The following is a 20,793-nucleotide window of genomic DNA, read 5'->3' on the forward strand; positions in this document are numbered from 1 at the left end:
GCGGTGCCGTGGATGCCTGGTGTGCCGGGCGGGGCAGCGCTGGGAGCGCTCGGCGCCGCTCCGGCTGAGGGCGCGCCGTAGACGCCGGGAACGCTGGGCGACGTGCCGCCGTAGACGCCCGGAGCGCTCGGCGGTGCGGGGCTCGACGGGGGCGCGCCGGGGGCGCTCGGCGAGGCGCCTGATGCGGCGGCGCCGTAGACGCCCGGCGCGGCGGGGCCGCTACCGCTCGCGGGAGCCGTACCCGGCGCCGCGCCGTACACCCGGCCGCCCTGGGCCGGCCGCGGCTGCTCGGCCGGCTGAGGCGCCGACACCGACGCGCGTCCTGCCTGCGCCGCGGCCGCCGCGTCGGGATTCGGTGTTGCGGTGGGCTGGCCGGGTGCGGACGATCCACCACCGGGCCCATCCTGCTGGCCGGGCGGAGTGGATGCCTGGTCGGAGGCGGCCGGTGGAGCGGGTCGCGCCGACCCGTAGACGGTCGCCCGGGCGGCCGGTGGCTGCCCGGCCTGCTGCGATCCGGCCGCGGACCCCGGTGCGGCCGGTGGCTGCGGCGCTCCGGCCGTGGCAGCCTGTGCGGCCGGTGGCTGTCCGGCCTGCGGCGATCCGGGCGCGATGGGGGTCGGCGGGGCGGTTCCGGGTGAGCCGCCGGCGGGCGTGGCCGGCGTAGCCGGTGTGCCCACGGCCGGCGAAGGTCCCGGGCCCGGCGTCGAGGGTGAGCCGTACACGCCCGCGCGGGCCGACGCGGGCGTCCCGTAGCTCGCGGCCTGCGGCGGCGTAGGTACCCCGGCGGCGGCCGACGCGGTCCCGCTGCCCGGCGCTGCTCCGCTGGTCGGTGCTGGTTCGGCGGGCGGCGGTGTCGTGGCTGAGCCGTACGTGCCGGCCGGAGCCGGCCCCGGAGGGGACGCGGCGGGTGTGCCGTAGGTGCCGGGTTGGGATGTCGCCGGTGTGCCGGACGCTGCGGACTGCGGGGATTCGGCGGGCTGCGCGCCGGCTCGGCCGCCGTACACGGTCGGGGTGCCGGGCTGCTGGCCTGCGGCGCCTGCGGGCGGCGATACGACTGCGGAGCCGTAGACGCCCGGCTGGGCGCTCGCCCGCGCGCGGCCCGCCGTCGGAGCGGCCGACCCGGACGGGGGCGTCGCCGTCGGGCCGGACGGTGGGAAGGGACCGGGCGGCGTGGCCGGAGCGGCCTGGTCGCCGCCCGCGAGTGGCGTCGCCTGGCTGCCACCTGCCGGCGGCGTGGCTTGTCCACCGCCTGCCGGCGGAGCGGCCGTCCCGGGCGGGGGCGGTGTCGGACCGGCGGGCGGCGTGGCCGTGCCGGGCGGAAGCGGCGTGGGACCGGCGGGCGGGAAGGGGCCGGGCGGGGGCGATGTCGGACCTGTGGGCGGAGTGGCAGCACTGGGCGGGGGCGGCGTCGGACCGGCGGGCGGGAAGGGGCCGGGTCGCGCGGCGGCCGCGGTCTGAGCGGCTGGAGCGGCGCCTACCTGAGGAGCGGCGTCCTGGCCTTCGGTCGCCGGCGGCGACCCGGCACCGCCGGAGGCGGGTGGAGCGGCCGATGCGGCGCCGTCCGTGGGGTGTACCGCGCCCGCCGGTGCGGATTGCGAGCCGGCAGCCTGCGCGTCACCGGCCGGCGCGGATCCAGCGGGGGACCCGGGCACCGAAGAGCCGGCCGAGGGAGCGCTCGGCGGTGCGTCCTCGGACGGGGTGGGGTCGCCTGGTGCGCGTTCCTCGGCCGTCATGCGCGTCTCCTTGCGAATGCCCGTTCCTGCCGGCGGGCTCGCTGACCCGCGGCAACGACCCAACCTACCGGGGCCGCCTCCGCTAATGAAACGACGAGCCGTCCACCGCTGGGCGAAACGGAGCGACCCGACCGGTTGAGCCCGGTCGGGTCGCTCTCGGGGGAGGGAGTTTGGCCTGGGGTCAGCGGGAGGCGATGGCCTCCAACTCCTGACGGAGGGCGTGCGAGGGGTTGGCGTTGATGGCGCGGGTAATGGCGTCGCGCCGCCGCATGGCGTCGCGACGGGCGCGGTAACGCTCGACGAGCTTCATGTTCTGCACCTCCTTCGCGCTGCTCGCCTTCTATAAGACGCCTTGGAGCCGCAAAATTCCATCGATTATAAGGTGACCTCGCGCACAAGCCGACGAATGAAAGGCGAAGCCCCCGTTCCGTCAAGTGCGAAACGGGGGCCACGCGGTAAGAAGTGGACTGCTATCCCCAGGCCAGCAGGGCGGTCTCCGGATCGGTCAGGAACGCGCCCACGTCCCGCAGGAACAGCGATCCCAGTTCGCCGTCGATGATCCGGTGGTCGAACGACAGCGCGAGCGTCGTCACGTGGCGCACCTTGACCTTGCCCTTGTGCACCCAGGGCTGTTCGCGCACGGAGCCGAGGGCCAGGATGGCGGCCTCGCCGGGCGGCAGGATCGGCGTACCGGTGTCGACGCCGAACACGCCCACGTTGGTGATCGTGAACGTGCCGCCGGACATGTCCGCAGGTGGCGTCTTCCCCGACTTGGCCGTGGTGACCAGGTTGTTCAGGGCGTCGGCCAGTTGGCGCAGGGAGAGCGCGTGGGCGTCCTTGACGTTGGGGACGATGAGGCCCCGGTCGGTGGCGGCGGCGATGCCCAGGTTGACGTAGTGCTTGACGACGATCTCGTCGCCGGCCCACGTCGAGTTGACCATCGGGTACCGGCGCAGCGCCGTCAGCACCGCCTTCGCCACCGGCAGCAGCGGGGAGATCCGCACGTCGCGCCAGTCCCGGTGCTGACGCAGCCGTTCGACGGCGCGGAGCGAGCGGGTCATGTCGACCGTGAGGAACTCCGTCACGTGCGGCGCCGTGAACGCGCTGGCCACCATGTTCTCGGCGGTGAGCCGGCGCACCCCCTTGACCGGGATCCGCTCCTCGCGACCGGGCGCCGAAGCGGCCGCGAAGGCCGACCCCGCCGAGGAAGCCGACGCCGCCGAGAAGGCCGAAGCCGACGACGCCGCGACAGCGGAAGCCGCACCCGCCGACGCCGCCATCACGTCGTCCCGGGTGATCGAGCCGCTCGGGCCGCTGCCGGTCAGCGTGGTCAGGTCCACGCCCAGGTCGCGGGCCAGCTTGCGGACCGGTGGCTTGCACAGCACCCCGGCGCGCGCGAGCGCACCCGGCGCCGCCGACACCGCTCCCGGCATCGGCTGTCCCAGAGCCGACCCCGCCAGACCGGCCGATCCCGCCGTGGCCGGCAAACCGACCGGAGCCACCGATCCCGCAGGGCCGGCCGCAGCCGGGGACCCCGCCAGGCCCACTGGGCCGGCCGCGGCCGCCGAGCCGCCGGGACCGGTCACGGACGCGGGGGGCGCCGAGGCAGCCGAACTCGCGGCGCCGGGAGCCGCATAGGCCGCCGGAGCCGCAGCGGACACCGACGCAGGTGCAGAGGCGCCAGAAGCGGGTGCCGCCGCCGGAGCGGATCCCCCGGCAGTGGAGGAGACCCGCGGGCGGCGCTTCGCGGCGACGTTCCGCGGCCCGTAACCGACAAGCACGGCGGTGCGCCCACCAGGCGCGGGACCACCGATGAGCCCGGCCTCCACCCCGGAGGAGTCCGAAGCGGCGGAGGACCCGGACCCCGGCTGGGTGTCGATCGAGATGATCGGCGTGCCGACCTCGACGGTCGTTCCCTCGGGATGGTGGATGGCCACGACCTCGCCGGCCCACTTGGCGGGCAGCTCGACGGCCGCCTTGGCGGTCTCGACCTCGCAGATCGGCTGGTTGAGGGTGATCGTGTCGCCGACCTGGACGAGCCAGCGGAGGATCTCGCCCTCCGTCAGCCCTTCACCGAGGTCGGGCAGCGGGAAGTCCTTGACGCTCGACATGGAACTTCCCCTCAGAACCCGAACGTGCGGTCGACGGCGTCCAGCACCCGGTCCAGGTCGGGGAGGTACTCCTCCTCGACGCGGGCCGGCGGGTACGGCGTGTCGAACCCGGTGACCCGCAGCACGGGCGCCTCCAGCGAGTAGAAGCACTGCTCGGTGACCCGGGCGGCCAGTTCGGAGGAGAGGCTCACGTGCGAGGGCGCCTCGTGCACGACCACGCAGCGCCCGGTGCGGCGCACGGACTCGTAGACCGGCCCGAGGTCGAGCGGGGAGAGCGTGCGCAGGTCGATGACCTCGATCGAACGCCCGTCCTCGGCGGCCGCGGTGGCGGCGTCGAGCGCGGTGCGCACCATCGGCCCGTAGGCCACGACCGTCACGTCCGTCCCCTGGCGCACCACCTGCGAGGAGAAGAGGGGGATCGGCGAAGCGTCGAACGAGACCTCGCCCTTCTCCCAGTAGCGCCGCTTCGGCTCCAGGAAGATGACCGGGTCGTCGCCGGAGATGGCCTGCTGGATCATCCAGTAGGCGTCGTTCGGGTTGGAACAGGCGACGACCTTGAGGCCGGCCGTGTGCGCGAAGTACGCCTCGGGAGACTCGGAGTGGTGCTCGACCGCGCCGATGCCGCCGCCGAACGGGATCCGCACGACGACCGGCACCCGCACGTTCCCCTGCGAGCGGTAGTACATCTTGGCCAGCTGCGACACGATCTGGTCGTACGCCGGGTACACGAACCCGTCGAACTGGATCTCGCACACCGGCCGGTAGCCGCGGATCGCGAGGCCGATGGCGGTGCCGATGATCCCGGATTCGGCGAGCGGCGTGTCGATCACCCGCTGCTCACCGAAGTCCTTCTGCAGCCCATCGGTGATCCGGAAGACGCCGCCCAGCTTGCCGACGTCCTCGCCCATGATGACGACCCTGTCGTCGGACTCGAGCGCGCGACGCAGCCCGAGATTCAGGGCTTTCCCCAGGGTTTCCGCCATCAGTGGCCTCCCTCGAACGAAGCCAGGTACCGCTCCTGCTGGGCCCGTTGCTCGTCCAGCAGCGGGGAACCGCCCGGGTAGACGTTGTCGAAGATCGAGAGCGGCCCGGGGTCGGGCAGGGCGAGGACGCGTTCGCGCAGCTCGACGGCCTGCTTGGCGGCGTCGTCGTCGACCTGGGTGAAGAAGTCGTCGTCGGCGATTCCGGCCTTCGTGAGGAAGATCCGCATGCGCTTGATCGGGTCCTTGTCGCGCCAGGCCTCGACCTCGCTGCCGGCGCGGTACCGGGTCGGGTCGTCGGAGGTGGTGTGCGCGCCCATGCGGTACGTGTAGGCCTCGACCATCGTGGGGCCCTGGCCGAGCCGGGCGTTGTCCAGCGCCTGCTTGGTGACGGCGTACGTGGCGAGCACGTCGTTGCCGTCGACCCGGATGCCGGGGAAGCCGAAGCCGCTGGCGCGCTTGAACAGCGGCACGCGGGTCTGGCGTTCGAGGGGTTCGGAGATGGCGTACTGGTTGTTCTGGCAGAAGAACACGACGGGTGCGTTGAACACGCTGGCCCAGACGAACGACTCGTTGACGTCGCCCTGCGCGGTCGCGCCGTCGCCGAAGAACGCGATGACGGCCTCGCCGTCCTCGGTGCCGACCTTGCCGTCCATGGTGATGCCCATGGCGTAGCCGGTGGCGTGGAGGGTCTGCGCCCCGATGACGATCGTGTACATGTGGACCTTGTGCTTCTGGGAGTCCCAGGCGCCCTGGTCCACGCCGCGGAACAGGCCCAGCGGCATGATCGGGTCGATGCCCCGGCAGTGCAGGATGCCGTGTTCGCGGTAGGTGGGGAACGCCATGTCCTGCGGCCGCAGCGCGCGGCCGGCGCCGACCTGCGCCGCTTCCTGACCGAGCAGGCTGGCCCAGATGCCCAGTTCGCCCTGGCGCTGCAGGGCGGTCGCCTCGGCGTCGAGCTTGCGGATGATCACGAGATCGCGGTACAGCCCGCGGTACTCATCAGGGGTGAATTCGACGGAGTAGTCGGGGTGTTCCACCCGTTCGCCGTCAGGATCGAGTAGCTGAACGAACTCGGGGTCCGGGGGGATCCGGTCTCCGTTGGTCATCCGTGTCTCCCTGTCGTATCGCGGCGGCAGCGGGGTTACCCTGCCGCGTTGCGGAAGGAACCGCGCGTCGCCCTGTGGGGCAGGCCCGCGGCGGGGAGCCGACGCCGACGACGCGACCTCGCAGGTTGTGATGCGAGACACGGCCTCGGTGCCGCCGACTACAGCATCCCAGAAAATGGGCACCTTGCCACCGGGTCGGCCTGTCGGCAGATGCGGCCGCTGTGTCAAGCCTGTCGACCGACCCGGGCGAAAGTCGTGACGGGGCATATCCCGACCGGACCGATCGCGTTGAACCGTGCGGTCTCATGGAAGGGAGTCCCGCGTGCCCGTCCCCCCGCACGCGCCGGCCCGCCACAAGGCACTGTTGCGCCCGCCCGGGCGTCGTACCTGGCTGGCGGTCGGTCTACTGGTCGCGCTGACGACCCTGCCCACGATGGTGGTGGTGCTCGCAGGCCGCGCCGCGCTGCGTTCGACCCTGCCCGACGGTGTGCCCTACCGCGCCGACAGCGGACCGACGGTGGTGGTCGAGCCGCCCTCCGGTGGCGGTGCCGGTCAGGACGGGTCGATCGACGGTCACCCCGAGCGGGTGTACGCGTCCGACCGGGCCGTCGACCCGTCGGCCGGGTCCGCGCTCCCGGACGTGCCGCGCGCCGGTCGCGCCGGTCGCGAGGAGGCAAATTCTTCCGGGGGAACGGGCACCGCGCCCGCACCCGCCCCAGGCCCGGCCCAGGCCGGTGACGCCACGACGGCCACGCCGCCCGCACCCGTTCCGACGCCCGCGGCGGAACCTCCGGCGGCGGCCGCCCCGAACCCCCCGACCGCGCCGGCCCAGCCCGCCGACGATGCCGCGCAGGGCGACGACAGCCACGGCGACCAGGGCGTTCCGTCCGGTGGGGGCGCCCGGCAGAACCCGCCCGGCGGCGGGTTCATCGAGCGCGTCCACGACGGCCTCGGCATCGGCTGAACCCCACCCCCTTACCCGCGCCCGGCCTCTCCTGACCGAGGGGCCGGGCGCGGTGCCGTGTCCGGGGTGTCCTATGTCCGGGCCGGCCGCATGATCGGCGGGTGGAGCACCTCGGCCTCCCCGCGGCGGAACAGCTCGGCGGGCCGGCCGACCCCGGTGCGGCGTTCGCCGGTGGGCGCGACGAACCCGTCGGTGGTGGTGACCTTGCGGTGGAAGTTCCGCGGGTCGAGGGTGGTGTGCCAGACCGCCTCGTAGACGGCGCGCAGCTCCGCGATGGTGAACTCCGCCGGGCAGAACGCCGCTCCCAGGGAGGTGTACTCGAGTTTGGCGCGGGCGCGTTCTACGCCGTCGCGCAGGATCTCCCGGTGGTCGAACGCCAGGCAGGGGCCGGGCAGCGGATGCCAGGCCGCACCCGAGGCGTCCGAACCGGCGGTGGGCGCCGGCAGGTCGGGCAGCAGCGCGAGGTAGGCGACGCTGACGACCCGGCCGCGCGGATCCCGTCCCGGGGCTCCGTAGGTGCGCAGCTGTTCCAGGTGGCCGGCGCCGACGGCGGTGACGCCGGTCTCCTCGCGCAGTTCCCGCACCGCGGCCGCGTCGAGGTCCTCGTCGTCGAGCACGAACCCCCCGGGTAGCGCCCATTCGCCCTGGTAGGGCGGTATGCCGCGCTGGACCAGGAGGACGTTGAGCGCACCGGCGCGGATGGTCAGCACGACCAGGTCAACGGTCAGTCGGAATGCTGCCACGACTTATCACCACCTTGACGATAACTGGCGGAAGGGATTATCGTCGTTCTGACGATAACACCGAGGAGGCGGCGATGGCCGACATCACCCGACGCGCGTTCCTGCGCCATCTGCGCGGCGCCCCCACCAGCTACGTCCGGCACACCGTGCGCGGCAAGGTCCGCCACGAGGGCATCGGGCAGTCCTTCTGGTACCGGCCGCTGACCGCGGTCCTGTCCGAGGTGCCGGTCGACGACCGCGAGCTGCCGCTGCTGTTCCACGCGCGGACCGCGGACTTCTCCGACGTGACCGTGCAGGCCACCGTCACGTACCGGCTCAGCGACCCGGGCGTGGCGGCGACCCGGCTCGACTTCTCCATCGACCCGTTCACCGGGGAGTGGGGTGCGCAGCCGCTCGACCAGGTCGCCACGCTCCTCGCCGAGCTGGCCCAGCAGCCCGCGATCGACCTGCTCGCCCGCGTGCCGCTGACCGAGGCGCTGACCGCCGGCATCGCCCCGCTGCGCGAGGCCGTCACGGCGGGCCTGTCGAGCGACCCGCGGCTGACCGAGACCGGCGTGACCGTGGTGTCGGCGCGGGTCGTGGCCATCCGCCCCGAGCCGGACCTGGAGAAGGCGCTGCAGACGCCGACCCGCGAGTCGGTGCAGCAGAACGCCGACCGGGCCACCTACGCCCGGCGCGCGGTCGCCGTCGAGCAGGAGCGCGCCATCGCGGAGAACGAGCTGCAGAACCGCATCGAGCTGGCCCGCCGCCAGCAGCAGCTGGTCGAGCAGAACGGCGCCAACGAACGCCGCAAGGCCGAGCTGGACGCCGCGTCGAAGCTGGTCACCAGCCAGGGCGAGACCGATCGGGTGCGCCTGATCACCGAGTCCGAACGGCTGCGCAGCGACGCCAAGGCCGACGGCATCCGGGTCGTCGGGCTGGCCGACGCCGAGGCGCACGCCGCCCGGCTCAACGCCTACCGCGACCTGCCGGAGAGCGTCGTGTACGCGCTCGCGATCGAGAAGCTGGCCGGTCAACTTCCGCAGATCAACGAGCTCACGATCACTCCCGACGTGATCACCAAACTGGTCGGAAGGCTGGGGCAGTGACCCTCGCACCCCGCGTGGTCGTCGTGTCGCGGCGCAGCGAGCTCGACGAGCTCCTCGCCCGGCACGGCACCCGCGCCGCCGCCGCGTACTTCCTGCGCCAGCGCGGCCGCGACCTCGCCGAGGTGCAGCAGCGCCACGACGCCCTGACCGCCGCGCTGACCACCGTCGGCGCGGCCGTCCCGACCGACTGGCGGCGCGGGCACGTCGACCGGGAGGACCTGCCCCGGTTCCTGTTCGCGCCGGAGGACGTCGTGGTCGCCGTGGGCCAGGACGGGCTGGTCGCCAACGTCGCCAAGTATCTCGACGGGCAGCCGGTGATCGGCGTCGACCCCGAGCCGGGCCGCAACGCGGGTGTGCTCGTCCGGCACCGGGCGGACGCGGTGCGCGGGCTCCTACGACGTTCCCGCGAGGTGGAGGAGCGCACGATGGTCGTGGCGGAACTCGACGACGGCCAGGAGCTGGTCGGACTCAACGAGATCTACTGCGGGCACATCACCCACCAGAGCAGCCGATACGTGGTGTCCACACCGGACGGACGGCGGGAGCGCCACTCCTCGTCGGGCGTGCTGGTCGGCACCGGCACGGGCGCGACCGGCTGGTGCGGCTCGGTCGCCCGCTCCCGGCCGGACCCGCCGCGGATGCCCGGGCCGGGACAGCCCGCGCTGTGCTGGTTCGTGCGGGAGGCGTGGGACTCGCCGGCGACCGGTGTCGCGCTGACGGCCGGTGTGCTCGGCCCCGACGAGCGTCTGGAACTGGTCAGCGAGAGCGAACGCCTCGTCGCGTTCGCCGACGGGCTGGAGGCCGACCGCCTCGAACTCGCCTGGGGCCAGCGCCTCACCGTCGGCGTCGCCGCCCGCAAACTCGCCCTGGTCAGCTAGAACGAGATGCGCGCGGCGATCACCTTGCGGCTGCCCGTCACGATCGTCACCACGTCGCCGAACACGTCCACGTCCTGCGGCAGGTTCTCGAACTCGCAGAACACCGGCGTCGTGTACTCCAGCGTCTCGACGTTCAGGGCGAAGAGGTAGTAGCCGTACTCGGTGCCCGGCCAGCCCGGATCCTCGGCGGCCTCGACGATCGCCGTGTGCCCCTGGGCCGCGTACGACTTCATGCTCAGCGAGCTGCGCCGGGCCTGCGTGACGTCCCACGGGTCGACCGAACGCGCCACACCGGTCTGCGTGATGCTGGTGCCGAGCACCCGCTTGTCGAGGACCGTCCAGTCCGACGGGCTGAACGTCGTCCCCTTGCCCGCCGGTGCCGCCATCGTGCGCAGGTCCGCGGCGGCCTTGCCGGTCTCCACGTCGATCGGGACGATCAGGCCCTGCGTGGCGTCACCCGCGTCGACGCAGACGACCTTCGGCGCGCACGGCTGCGGCCGGGCGATACTGCCGGCCTCCGGCAGCGGCGTCTGCCACCTCTGCTTCAGCGTGGTGATGTCGTAGCCGGTCAGCACGCCGCCCCGGCTGCCCTGCGACGAGTACGCCACGAGCGTTCCGGCGAGCACGACCTGGGTGAACTTGCGACCGGTCTTGCCGCTGACCTTCACCTGCCCGGTCTCGCCGTCGATGACGTAGGTGTTCTCCTCGTCGTCGTCGACCACGATCGTGCTGATGTCGGCGCCGGCCGAGGTGCGGAAGCGTTCGCCCTTGTCCCCGAGATAGTCGGCGAAGCCGTCGAACGGCTGCGCGGCCGGCTGCTGGCCGTTCGGCCACACGTAGCCGACCGTCGCCTGGCGGCCGATCGAAAGGACGCGGCCGGTGATCTCGCGGCTCCACTTCGTGGTGCCGGTGCGCAGGTCGAGGCGTTCCACATACGCCTTGCGATCCTTGAGCTTGGAGAGGATCAGGTCGGTGCCGACCCGGGCGATGACCTCGCGCTGGTTCGGCGGCCAGGTGTCCTCGGAGAGCTTCGATCCGTCCTTTGTGGACAGTACCGAACGGTGTGCCCCGCGACCGCCGCCGAACGACAGTTCCACCAGGAGCAGGTCCTCGACGACCGTGAGCCGGGCGTCGTCCGGGATGTCGGGCACGCTCGACTTCCAGTTGTGACCGCCACTGCCGATCGACTTCGCGATCACGGTCGTCCGGGCGTCCGAGCCGCTGTAGGCGTAGTAGAGGGTGCTGCCGTCCGACGTCGCGGCACCCGCCTTGGCCCCGTCCGGCAGCTGGATCTCGGCGACCACGTCGAGGGTGCCGGACGGGCCGTCCAGGCCGTCGATCTGCAGCCACCGGTCCTTGTAGTGGAAGTAGGCGCCGGCGCCGCCGCAGCAGACCAGGACGACGGCCAGGAAACCGCCGATCAAGGACCAGATCAACTTCTTGTGGGAACGGCGTGGGCGGGCCGGCGGGGCCTGGATGCCGGGCTGCCACGGCGCGGGCGGCGGGTGGCCGGGCGCCCACGGCTGCGGTGGCATCGCACCCGGCGGCACTGCCCCGGGCGGCATGGCACCGGGCGCCCATGTCTGCGACGGATCGGCGTGCGGCGGAGCGACCGCCCACGGCTGCGCGGACATCGGCGCGGCGAGGCCCGGCTGGTCGGGCGCGGCCGGCGGCCAGGGCTGGGCGGGCATCGGCGCCGATGCGGGCGGCGGCGCGGCGAGCCCCGGCTGGTCCGGCGCGGCCGGCGGCCACGGCTGGTCGTACGGCATGCCCGACTGCGGGGCGGCCGGCGGCCACGGCTGCTGGTAGGGGACGCCGGACTGCGGCGCGGGCCATCCCTGGGAGCCGGTCTGGCCGGTCTGGCCGGTCTGCGCGGGGTCCTGCGGCGGTGGGGCGCCCTGCGGCGTACCCGGATCCCCGGGTCCCCCCGGCCACGGTGCCGACATCGACGACCACCTCCCCCATGGTGAATCGAGGGAATGGTATGCCCACGTCAGGGCCCCGTGCCCGCCGCCCCTTCCTCACGCGCGTTGTAGTCGTCGAGCCATTCGGCCAACGCCTTCTCGTCGTTGATGTCGACGCCGTCCTTGAGGAGTTGGGCCATCGCGCGCACCGCCGGGCTGCGATGGTCGTCACTGCGGATCCGGCGGGTGAACTCGCCCTTGTGCCGGGCGACGGTGGCGACGTTCTGGGCGACCTCGCGCGGGCTCAGTCCGCTGACCCGGCCGGCCCAGCGGACCCAGGCGCTGAGCGCGGCGGGGAGGAGTTCGGAGTCGGCGCGGTCCAGCAGCGCCTTGGCCGGCACCCACTCCAGCAGGAAGTCGGCGATGCCGTCCGGCGTCCAGCGCAGCGCGTCCTGCTGGGAGTACTCGACGATGAGCTTCAGCGCGAACGTCAGCGACTCCGGATCGGCACCCGACACCCGGGACGACTCGGGAGCGGCCTGGAAGTCGGCGATCGTGAGCGGCGGCTCCTCGGCGGCCTCCGGCAGCAGCCGCAGGCGGTGCGTCGCCAGTGCGCGATCGCTCGTGAGCGAACGGGCCTCGGGCAGCTCCGGCAGCTCGTCGGTGATGCTCAGGAAGCGTTCGACCTCGGTCCGCAGTTCCCCCGGATCGACCTCGACCAGGCGCATGTCCTCGTCGGTGGTGGCCGCGGCCTGGAGCTGCGCGAGCAATGCCCCCGCGGGTGCGGCGACGAACAGGTCACGCACGTGACCGGCCCGGTGATCGACGAGCGCCGCCACCACGTGCTCGGGACCGCCGTCGTCGGTGTCGTCGTAGGCGAAGCAGGCCAGATACGTGGTCTGGTTGCCCTGGTCGTCGCCGAACGCGTAGGTGCCGGTCGGGTGCACCACGCCGACATGCGGCAGCCACCCCGGCGCCTCGGCCGGAGCAGCGGCACGGCTCCTCGTCGTCACCCCACCCACCTCGCCGAGAACCGTGCGCAGCAGCGAAGCGGTGCGGGTCCGGCGGCGGGCCAGGTGCCGGCGCAGCCCCTCGGCGGTGCCGGTCAGCACGGCCGCCCGGTCCCGGTCGGCGACGGCGTACGCGGCCCCGAGCATCGTCGAGACGAGCAGCTCCGCGTCGTAGGCCGTGGTGACCCGGTCCAGGTCGCGGGCCACCTCGAGAAACAGGTCGTAGCGGGCGGTCGACGGGTCCGGCTCGGGCCGACGCGGCCCCGGCACATCGGGATCGGTCCGCTCCGTCGGCATGCGGGCGAGTCTACGGCGCCGTCCACGGGAGCAACGTGGGGATTCGCGCCCGTTAGTGGGGAGGAAGCCGCAGCATGGAAACATGACGCACACTCTCGCTCCGTCGCGTTCGACGGCCACCGTGCGGCCCTACCGGCCCGCCGACCACGGCGCCTGCCGTCAGCTGTGGGCGGAGTTCGTCGTGCAGCAGAGAGCGTTCCTCAATGAGCCCGGCCTCGGGGGCAGCGATCCCGGCGCCGGATTCGAGGAGTACCTGACCCGGCTCGACCTGTCCGGCATGTGGGTCGCCGACGACGGGCACGTCGTGGGCTTCGTCGGGCTCGTGCTCGACGGGCGGGCCGGCGCGGTGGACCCCGTCGTGGTCACCGCGGCCCGCCGTGGTGCGGGCATCGGACGTTCGCTGCTGCAGCACGTCACCGAGCAGGCGCGGGAACGCGGGCTCAAGCAACTGACGATCTCGCCGGCCCTGCGCAACGTCGAGGCGCTGCACTGCCTGCACGCCGCCGGCTATGACGTGCTCACCAACGTGACCCTCGCGCTCAGCCTCAACGACCGCCCGCAGAACGCCCACGAGCGGCTCGAGCTGCACGGACAGAACTTCCGTTACTGACGTTCTGTGGACGGCGGCTGTCCACAGCGGATTTTTCGCCGTTCCGGCCGGGGGTGCGGGCGGGCCACGCTTCCCGCCATGGACGCACTGACCCTCCGGACGCCCGTCGACGTGCTCGCCGCGGTGCCGTACCTGCTCGGGTTCCACCCCACGGACAGCCTCGTCGCGCTCGCGGTGCGCGGGCGCAAGCTCGTCTTCCAGGCGCGCACCGACACGCCGCCGCCCACGGAGGCCACCGGCCTGGCGAGACGGCTCGCCGCGGTGCTGGCGCGGCACGGGCCGACCGGCGTGCTCCTCGTCGGCTACGGGCCGCCCGAGCCGACCGGCACGGCGCTGGCGACGTTCACCGTCGTGTTCGAGGGCGTGGGTGTGCCGGTCGTCGACGCCATCCGGGCCGACCGGGGCCGCTGGTGGCGACCGGACTGCGACGATCCGGAGTGCTGCCCGGTCGAGGGCATCCCGTACGACCCGGACGTCACGGAGGTCGCGGCCGCCGCGACGTTCGCCGGGATGGCCGCCGCGCCGACCCGGGAGACGCTCTCGGCGCTGCTCGCCCCGATCGGCGGCCCCGGGCTCGAGCCCGAGCTGCAGCGCGCCGCCGAACGCCTCACCGAACTGTCCGCCGCCGGGACCCGCCGCCGCGGTTCGGCCGCGCGGGCGGCCGTCAACCAGGCGTTGGCCACGCGGCGCGCGGGCGGCCGGCTCGACGACGCCGACGTCGCCTGGCTCGCCACGCTGCTGACCGACACCCGCGTCCGCGACGATGCCTGGCGGCGCATCGTCTCCGCCGACAACGACCCCGCCCACGCCGAACTGTGGCGCGAGGTGCTGCGCCGGGTCCCCGACCGGTACGTGCCGGCACCGGCCACGCTTTACGCGCTCTGTGCGTGGCGGCGCGGCGACGGGACCACCGCCAACCTCGCGGTGCAGCGGGCGCTGGACGTCGACCCCGGCTACCGGATGGCCGACCTGCTGGGCCGGGCGCTGATGGCCGGGCTCTCGCCGAGCGCCCTGGACGAGCTGCCCGGGCCGGTGGTCACGCGCCGCCGGCCGAGGATCCGGGGAGCGTGATCCGTTCGCGGCCGCTGTACACGTTGAACGTCCTGCCGCGCAGGAAGCCGACGAGCGTGAGCCCGGTCTCGGTGGCCAGTTCCACGGCGAGGGTGCTCGGTGCGGAGACCGCCGCCAGCATCGGGATTCCGGCGAGGGTCGCCTTCTGCACCAGTTCGAAGCTGGCCCGGCCGCTGACCATCAGCACCAGGCCGCTCGCCGGCAGGCGACCGTTGCGCGCCGCCCAGCCGACCACCTTGTCGACGGCGTTGTGCCGGCCGACGTCCTCGCGCACGCACACCAGCTCCCCGTCCGGGGTGAAGAGCCCGGCCGCGTGCAACCCGCCCGTCGTCTCGAACGTCCGCTGCGCCGCACGCAACGCGTCCGGCAGCCCGATCAGGGTCTCCGCGTCGACGGCGGTCCGGTCGGCGTCCAGGTCGAACCGGGACTTGACCCGCACCGCGTCGATGCTCGCCTTGCCGCACACGCCGCAGGAGGAGGTGGTGTAGAAGTTCCGCGACGGGTCGGTGACCGGCGGCGCCACATGCCCGGCCAGCTGAACGTCCACCACGTTGTACTGGTTGGGCTCGTTGGTGCCGGCGCACAGCTGGGCCAGCACGACGTCGTCGGCGCCGGTGATGATGCCCTCGGTGAGCAGGAACCCCACAGCCAGATCGATGTCGTCGCCGGGGGTGCGCATCGTGACGGCCAGCGGGGGGCGCTTGCCGCCGGCCGGGCCGACCCGGATCTCCAACGGCTCCTCGGCGGCCAGGGTGTCCGGGCGGTCGCGCGTGACGGCCGCCGTCCCGGAGAGATCCACCTTGAGGACTTTGCGTCGTGCGCTGGCCCGGCCCATGCGTTCGAGAGTACGGCGGAGTTCGATGAGTGCCTACGGTATACGGTCGTGCGATGGCTGCGGTGGCGCACGGATATGCGGCGATCGTGCTCGCCGGCGGCGGCGGGCGGCGCCTCGGGGGACCGGCGAAGCCCACCCTCGAGGTGGCGGGCGTGTCGATGCTGGCGCGGGTGCTGGACGCCGTCGCGGACGCCGCCATCCGGGTGGTGGTCGGGCCGGCCGAGCTGGAGGGCCTGTTGCCGGACGGGGTGGTGCTGACCCGGGAGGAGCCGCCGGGCGGCGGACCGGTGGCGGCGCTGTGGGCCGGCCTGTCGGCGCTGGACGGTGAGCCTGCGCAGGCCCGGCCGGAGGCGGGCGGGCTCGTGGCCGTGCTCGCCGCCGATCTGCCGCTGCTCACCCGCGGCGCCGTCGGGCTGCTGCTGCGCGCCGTCAGTGCACCCGCCGCGGGCGGCGAGCGGGACGGGGCGGTGTTCGTGGACGGCGACGGGCGGCAGCAGTTCCTGTGCGGGGCGTGGGCCGTCCCGGCCCTGCGGACCCGGCTCGGGCACCTCGCGCCGCACGCGGGGCTGTCGCTGCGGCAGGCGTTCGCGCCGATGCGGGTGGCGGAGGTCGTCGCCCCGCCCGGCACCCCGCCGCCGTGGTACGACTGCGACACCGCCGAGGAGTTGGCCGAGGCACGGCGCCTGTGGGGAGAGGTTCATGGCGACGCTTGAGGAATGGGTGGCGACCGCGTCGGAGTCGCTGGGGATCGACGCGTTGACGCACGAGGAACAGCAGATCGTGCTCGACGTCGCCCGCGACGTGGCGCACAACGTTCTGCGGCCGGGTGCGCCGGTGACGACGTTCCTGCTGGGAGTAGCGGTCGGCCGCGGCGCGCGACTGGGCCCGACCGCAGCCGTGATCCAGGCACTGGCCAGCAAAAACGCGGGTGAGTAAGGGGCGGCGATGTCGGGTGCGACGGATCGCATCGTAGGGTGGGCGGCGTGACGACCGAACCTGCCCTGACCGGCGCCGCACCACCGGAGGCCGCGCTCCTCGACGACCTCACCGCGGACCTCGGCACCAAGGTCACCGAGGCGTGGCAGGAGTTCGGCCGGGCGCTGGCCGTGGCGCTCCCGCACCTGCCGGCGGGGGCGAGCGTCGAGTTCACCCTCGACCCGACCGCTTCCGGCACCGAGGACGCGGTGTACTCGGTGCTGGTCAGCTCCGGCACCGACGGTTCGCTGACGGCGCTGGCCGTGGGCAACGCCGGCCTGCCGAGCGGATACCGGCTCAGCCGCGAGGCGATCGGCGACCTGGTCGCGCTCGGGTGGCAGCCGCCGGGTGTGGTGCCCGGGTCCGGCGACTCGTTCGGGCTGCGGCTGATGGCCGGTGACGGTGCCCGGTTGGCGGTGATCGTCACGCGCACGATGAAGGACGTGTACGGGGCGCCGCATCCGGCGTTCCTCACCTACGCGGCGACCCGCGGCGACGGTGCGGTGGTGCCGATGCCGGCCCTGGGATCCGCCCGGGCGCTGCTGGACGACTTCGACGGCGAGCCGGCCGACCGCGCCGCCGCACCGGGCCCGGCCACCACGGAGCGGGGCGACGCCGCCGAGGACGTCGACCACGCCACGGCAGCCGCCGCGCTCGCCGGTCTGCCGCTGACCGAACGGGTCCAGCTGGTGGTCGCGAAGCTGCAGAAGACCTCGCCGGACCAGTTGCAGATGGACGCCGACGGCGACATCGGGATCCGGGCCGGTTCGGCGATGGTGTTCGTGCGCGTGCGCGACAACCCGCCGCTGATCGACGTCTTCTCGCCGGTGCTCACCGAGATCGAGCCGAGCGAACGCCTCTACGTCCGCCTCTCCGAGCTGACCAACCGCATGCCGATCGGCCGCCTCTACTGCACGAACGACACCGTGTGGGCCTCGGTGCCGGTGATGGGCCGTGACTTTCAGGCCTCGCACCTCATGCTCGCCGTGCAGGTGATGACGGGCCTCGCCGACGAGCTGGACGACCGCCTGCAGGGGGAGTTCGGCGGCAAGCGCTTCTACGGCGACGCGGAGAAGGTGGCCGCCCGCGGCACGGCCGACGGCGACGAGCGCACCGGCATGTACCTGTAGCTACTGAAAGAACCAGTGGTGGAAGAGCGGGTTGCCCCGCGGCTCGGGGTCCCGGTCCTCGAAGTGGCGCGGGCGTTCGCGCTGCTGCGGGCGGGTCGTCTCGATGGGCGCCGGCTCGAAGCCCATCGTCGGGTCCTGCCAGTCGTTGCCGGTCCACGGCACGGTCGCGGGTGCGGCGGGCGCCGGCGGGATCTCGTTCGGCACCGGCTCGGTGGGAACGAAGTCCGGCACGTCGGGCACCGTCGGCACGGCGTCGGCCGGCACGGGCACGGGCACCTCGGGCACCGGAACGGCCGGCACGGCGACCGGCGGCACTCCGGCGGGCCGGCCGTCGCGTTCGTCGACGACGGCGTCCTCCGGCCGGATGCGCCCGCCCTCCGGAGCGGCCGGCGTGCCGAGGAGCGCGGGGTCGGGCGCGGCGGACTGCGGGATGCCGACGATCGGCGCCGGCACCGAGGAGGCCGACGGACCGCCGCCGCTGTCCACCTGAGCCGACCCGGGGTCGAACCCGGTCGTGGTGTCGAAGCTCGTGGTGCTGGCCGGCGCGTAGTCGACCATCCAGGCGAGGCCGCCGACGGCACCTCCGGTGAGGCCGGCGGCGGCCACGGCGGCGAGGGCGAACGCGAGCGGGGAGGGGCGCCGGTGCGTGCCGGAGTCCAGGATGTCGTCGTCGTACACGTGAAGGCCCTTCCCCCGCGGGCCGCCGCGGAACGTTCAGCGCGGCACCCCGAAATCCAATTAGGACAAAGTGTCCTTATATGCACTTAATAGTGCCATCTTTCACGCGGAGAAAGACCCGAAAGTAGGAGCGGCCGGACGTCCCGCCAGACGTCCGGCCGCTCCATCCAGGGGAGAAGCAGGTCTTGAGTTTTACGTGAACGACAGCCACGCCTGCTGCGCCAGCGTCTGCAGATCATTGGCCATCAGGCCGTTCTGCGACAGCGTCCACAGCGTGCCGTCGATCACGATGGCGCGGCGGATCGGGTAGAGCGCACCGCGCTGCGGGGTGTTGCCGTTCGGCGCCGGGTGCTTCAGGAACCCGGCCTCGGTGATCCCCGCGTCCGACACCTTCAACGCGAGCGCACCGCTGGCGGAGCCGCCGTCGTCGGCCGTGTACCTGTTCAGCGGCACCACCAGCAGCCCGGTCTTCGGCCAGTAGAGGAACGCGTGCGGGTCGAACTCGGCCTCCGAGTGCCCGTACTTCACGTGGTACTGCGCCAGCCGCTTCGGCGCCGCCGGATCGCTCACGTCGAACATCGACAGCTGCGTGCCCTGCGTCCGCCCGGTCTCGCTGGCCTCCTGACCGATGCCGATGAGCCGCCCGTCGCCGGCCGGGTGCAGGTACGCCGAATACCCGGTGATCTTCAGTTCGCCGGTCACCTTCGGCTGCTTCGGGTCGCGCAGGTCCACTGTGTACAGCGGATCCGTCTGCTTGAACGTCACCACGTAGCCCTGCGTGCCGACGAAGCGCACCGAGTAGATCCGTTCGCCCTTGCCGAGGCCGCCGACCTTGCCCTCCTGCACGAGGTTGCTGCCGTCCTGGCGCAGCACGTACACCGACGAGTCGGCCTCTCCGGTGGTGGCGATGCGCAGCCGACCGTCCCACTCGGACATCGAGTACTGGTTGAGCAGCCAGCCGTCGACCGCGCCGCCGGCCGCGAAGGTGGGCTTGCCGGGCTTCGACGTGTCGAACTTGTAGACCTCCGTGCGCTGCGGCTCCGGGTCCGCCCGCCGGGCCGCCGGCATCGCTGGGCCGCCCCGCCAGCGGCGGTCGTTGGCGACGTACAGGCTCTGGCCGTTGGAGTAGACGGTGTCGCCGTCCGCGGCCACCGTCACCGGGTCACCCTCGCCGAGCGCGGGCTTTCCGAGGTCGAACGTCAACACGGTGAGCAGCTTGCTCGCGCTGTAGCCGGCCGGGTGGGCCACGGACGAGCAGCCCACGCGGCCGGTGCCGGTGCTGCCGCCCTCGCCGGTGACCGTGTACTCGGGCAGCCAGTCCTCGATCGGCGACTGGTTGATGGTGCGCAGCATCGCGGCGGCGTACTCGTCGGGGTTGGCGCGGTGCTGCGGGCGTTCGATATCGGGGGTGGAACGCATGACGACCCGCACCTGGGCGCCGACCTGGCGTGCGTCGACCACCTGCCCGTCCATCGCGAACGTCCCCAGCACCCGCGGCTGCGCCCCGATGTCGACCAGGGTCAGCTGGGGCGACCTCGCGGCGGGCGGGGCCTCCTCGCGTCCGTAGTACGTGTTGCGGTTGATCAGGAGCACGTGGTCGCCGGAGAGCAGCAGGTCGCCGCCCCCGCCCGGGTAGCGGAGCGCCTGCGTCTGGCCCAGCGCCACCTTCGCCGTCTCGACCCGCCGCGCGGCGTCGTAGACCCGCAGGATCCCGTCGACCACCGTGATGATCCGCTTGCCGTCGGTCTTGACCAGGTCGGGCTCGTCGACGCCGGCCTCGTGCGTGTTGGTGCCGGAGTAGCCGCCCTGCTCGCCGGTCTTGGCGGCCGACTCCGCCTGGGCCCCGGCGGCGTTCGGAGCGGCGACCGCGCCGCCGCCGGTGTCCGCCGCGCCCCGCCGGCCGTCGACGGTCGGCGGCTCGGCCGCGTAGCCCCACGCCTCGAGGCTGTCCCGGGCCGCCGCACGCAGTCCGGCCAGCGCATCCTCGCAACTCGTGAACGACACGAGCCGCACCGACCCGGCAGCCGCCTCACCGCCGCCGGGTCGGTGCCCGTTCGTGTCCGGCGCATCGGTGCAGCCCGTCGCCAGGCCGGCGATCAGGGTCACGGCGGCGGCGGTACGCAGATGCCTCGAGCGGGTCATGCCGGATACGACGCAGCGGTCCCGGGTCGGGTTCCCGGAGATTTCTAGGTGGTGGGCAGGAGCCTCGACAGGACGACCATGCTGCGGGTGCTCCGCACGAACGGCTCCGCGCGCAGCTTCTCCAGCGCCTGTTCGAGGGCGGCGATGTCGGCCGCGCGCAGGTGCACCAACGCGTCGGCCTCGCCGGAGACGGTGTACGCGCCCACGACCGCCGCATGCCGTCGGGCCGCCGAGGCGATCTGCACGGGGGTGGTGCGCCCGGTGCAGAACAGCTCCACGAACATCTCCGCCGTCCAGCCGACCGCCACCGGGTCCACGACGGCCGTGAATCCCCGGATGACCTTCTCCGCCCGCAGCCGGTCCACCCGCCGCTTGACCGCCGGTGCCGACAGCGAGACCTTCGCGCCGATCTCCGCAAACGAACTGCGCGCGTCCTCCTGGAGCAGCGCAATGATCTGCTGGTCCACGTCGTCGATCCGCAACGAACCGCTCCTGCCTCGCAACGCCGATGGCTGTCGGCGGCAACGTACCGCAC

19 protein-coding genes are annotated in these 20,793 nt (G+C 73.4%); 8 read left to right on the top strand and 11 right to left on the bottom strand.

Annotated elements, in window-relative coordinates; translation table 11 throughout:
* Positions 1-1,914: 1,914 nt before the first annotated feature.
* The 4 genes from Val02_RS48250 to pdhA all read right to left on the bottom strand — a co-directional run bounded on the left by Val02_RS48250 (position 1,915) and on the right by pdhA (position 5,933).
* Entirely contained in the window at positions 1,915-2,043 is a 129-nt protein-coding gene (locus tag Val02_RS48250) for a hypothetical protein (RefSeq protein WP_275415592.1), read from the bottom strand.
* 160 nt (positions 2,044-2,203) lie between these two features.
* Positions 2,204-3,844 carry a dihydrolipoamide acetyltransferase family protein gene (locus Val02_RS20670; protein WP_203900769.1) on the bottom strand — a complete coding sequence of 547 codons (1,641 nt, stop codon included), beginning with the start codon at positions 3,842-3,844 and terminating at the stop codon, positions 2,204-2,206.
* 11 nt (positions 3,845-3,855) lie between these two features.
* Complete coding sequence (locus Val02_RS20675) at positions 3,856-4,827, bottom strand: alpha-ketoacid dehydrogenase subunit beta (protein WP_203900770.1); 972 nt, start codon at positions 4,825-4,827, stop codon at positions 3,856-3,858.
* Entirely contained in the window at positions 4,827-5,933 is a 1,107-nt protein-coding gene (gene pdhA, locus Val02_RS20680; protein WP_203900771.1) for a pyruvate dehydrogenase (acetyl-transferring) E1 component subunit alpha, read from the bottom strand. Before pdhA ends, Val02_RS20675 begins: the two co-directional genes overlap by 1 nt.
* A gap of 322 nt (positions 5,934-6,255) precedes the next feature.
* Here pdhA and Val02_RS20685 point away from each other — a divergent pair, with 322 nt between their 5' ends.
* Positions 6,256-6,897 carry a hypothetical protein gene (locus tag Val02_RS20685; RefSeq protein WP_203900772.1) on the top strand — a complete coding sequence of 214 codons (642 nt, stop codon included), beginning with the start codon at positions 6,256-6,258 and terminating at the stop codon, positions 6,895-6,897.
* Positions 6,898-6,968: 71 nt separating this feature from the next.
* Here Val02_RS20685 and Val02_RS20690 read toward each other — a convergent pair whose 3' ends face one another.
* Positions 6,969-7,640, bottom strand: a complete 672-nt coding sequence (locus tag Val02_RS20690) for an NUDIX hydrolase (RefSeq protein WP_203900773.1) — start codon at positions 7,638-7,640, stop codon at positions 6,969-6,971.
* Positions 7,641-7,714: 74 nt separating this feature from the next.
* Here Val02_RS20690 and Val02_RS20695 point away from each other — a divergent pair, with 74 nt between their 5' ends.
* Both Val02_RS20695 and Val02_RS20700 read left to right on the top strand, forming a co-directional pair.
* The gene (locus Val02_RS20695) at positions 7,715-8,728 is read left to right on the top strand and encodes an SPFH domain-containing protein (protein WP_203900774.1); all 1,014 of its coding nucleotides are present in this window, start codon (positions 7,715-7,717) and stop codon (positions 8,726-8,728) included.
* Complete coding sequence (locus Val02_RS20700; RefSeq protein WP_203900775.1) at positions 8,725-9,606, top strand: NAD(+)/NADH kinase; 882 nt, start codon at positions 8,725-8,727, stop codon at positions 9,604-9,606. Before Val02_RS20695 ends, Val02_RS20700 begins: the two co-directional genes overlap by 4 nt.
* Here the strand turns inward: Val02_RS20700 and Val02_RS20705 are convergent.
* Together Val02_RS20705 and Val02_RS20710 are read right to left on the bottom strand one after the other, a co-directional pair.
* Positions 9,603-11,552 carry a PQQ-binding-like beta-propeller repeat protein gene (locus Val02_RS20705; RefSeq protein WP_203900776.1) on the bottom strand — a complete coding sequence of 650 codons (1,950 nt, stop codon included), beginning with the start codon at positions 11,550-11,552 and terminating at the stop codon, positions 9,603-9,605. The two genes, Val02_RS20700 and Val02_RS20705, sit on opposite strands and share 4 nt — an antisense overlap.
* 47 nt (positions 11,553-11,599) lie before the next feature.
* Positions 11,600-12,817: a hypothetical protein gene (locus Val02_RS20710; RefSeq protein ID WP_203900777.1), complete on the bottom strand. Its 1,218-nt coding sequence runs from the start codon at positions 12,815-12,817 to the stop codon at positions 11,600-11,602.
* 82 nt (positions 12,818-12,899) lie between these two features.
* Here Val02_RS20710 and Val02_RS20715 point away from each other — a divergent pair, with 82 nt between their 5' ends.
* Positions 12,900-13,427 (top strand): GNAT family N-acetyltransferase, encoded by a 528-nt coding sequence (locus tag Val02_RS20715; RefSeq protein ID WP_203900778.1) that lies wholly within the window; start codon positions 12,900-12,902, stop codon positions 13,425-13,427.
* Between the two features lie 78 nt (positions 13,428-13,505).
* Positions 13,506-14,498: a DUF4192 domain-containing protein gene (locus tag Val02_RS20720; RefSeq protein ID WP_203900779.1), complete on the top strand. Its 993-nt coding sequence runs from the start codon at positions 13,506-13,508 to the stop codon at positions 14,496-14,498.
* Here the strand turns inward: Val02_RS20720 and fdhD are convergent.
* Positions 14,464-15,333, bottom strand: a complete 870-nt coding sequence (fdhD, locus tag Val02_RS20725) for a formate dehydrogenase accessory sulfurtransferase FdhD (RefSeq protein WP_203900780.1) — start codon at positions 15,331-15,333, stop codon at positions 14,464-14,466. The genes Val02_RS20720 and fdhD overlap by 35 nt on opposite strands.
* A gap of 53 nt (positions 15,334-15,386) precedes the next feature.
* On the opposite strand from fdhD, the gene mobA reads away from it, so the two are divergent.
* The 3 genes from mobA to Val02_RS20740 are packed head-to-tail and all read left to right on the top strand — an operon-like array spanning position 15,387 to position 17,438.
* Positions 15,387-16,046 (top strand): molybdenum cofactor guanylyltransferase, encoded by a 660-nt coding sequence (gene mobA, locus Val02_RS20730; protein WP_203900781.1) that lies wholly within the window; start codon positions 15,387-15,389, stop codon positions 16,044-16,046.
* Positions 16,033-16,269, top strand: coding sequence for a DUF6457 domain-containing protein (locus Val02_RS20735; protein ID WP_203900918.1), 237 nt, complete (start codon positions 16,033-16,035; stop codon positions 16,267-16,269). The genes mobA and Val02_RS20735 overlap by 14 nt, the downstream gene beginning before the upstream one ends.
* A gap of 47 nt (positions 16,270-16,316) precedes the next feature.
* Positions 16,317-17,438, top strand: coding sequence for a T3SS (YopN, CesT) and YbjN peptide-binding chaperone 1 (locus Val02_RS20740; RefSeq protein ID WP_239153207.1), 1,122 nt, complete (start codon positions 16,317-16,319; stop codon positions 17,436-17,438).
* Here the strand turns inward: Val02_RS20740 and Val02_RS20745 are convergent, their stop codons facing one another.
* The 3 genes from Val02_RS20745 to Val02_RS20755 all read right to left on the bottom strand — a co-directional run bounded on the left by Val02_RS20745 (position 17,439) and on the right by Val02_RS20755 (position 20,740).
* Positions 17,439-18,116: a hypothetical protein gene (locus Val02_RS20745; protein WP_203900782.1), complete on the bottom strand. Its 678-nt coding sequence runs from the start codon at positions 18,114-18,116 to the stop codon at positions 17,439-17,441. It lies immediately after the preceding gene.
* A 192-nt stretch (positions 18,117-18,308) separates the two neighbouring features.
* Positions 18,309-20,258 carry a beta-propeller domain-containing protein gene (locus tag Val02_RS20750; RefSeq protein ID WP_239153208.1) on the bottom strand — a complete coding sequence of 650 codons (1,950 nt, stop codon included), beginning with the start codon at positions 20,256-20,258 and terminating at the stop codon, positions 18,309-18,311.
* A gap of 44 nt (positions 20,259-20,302) precedes the next feature.
* A complete protein-coding gene (locus Val02_RS20755) occupies positions 20,303-20,740 on the bottom strand; it encodes an Lrp/AsnC family transcriptional regulator (protein ID WP_203900783.1) in 438 nt (145 codons plus the stop codon).
* Positions 20,741-20,793: the final 53 nt, after the last annotated feature.

This window comes from Virgisporangium aliadipatigenens, assembly GCF_016863615.1.
GTDB lineage: Bacteria > Actinomycetota > Actinomycetes > Mycobacteriales > Micromonosporaceae > Virgisporangium > Virgisporangium aliadipatigenens.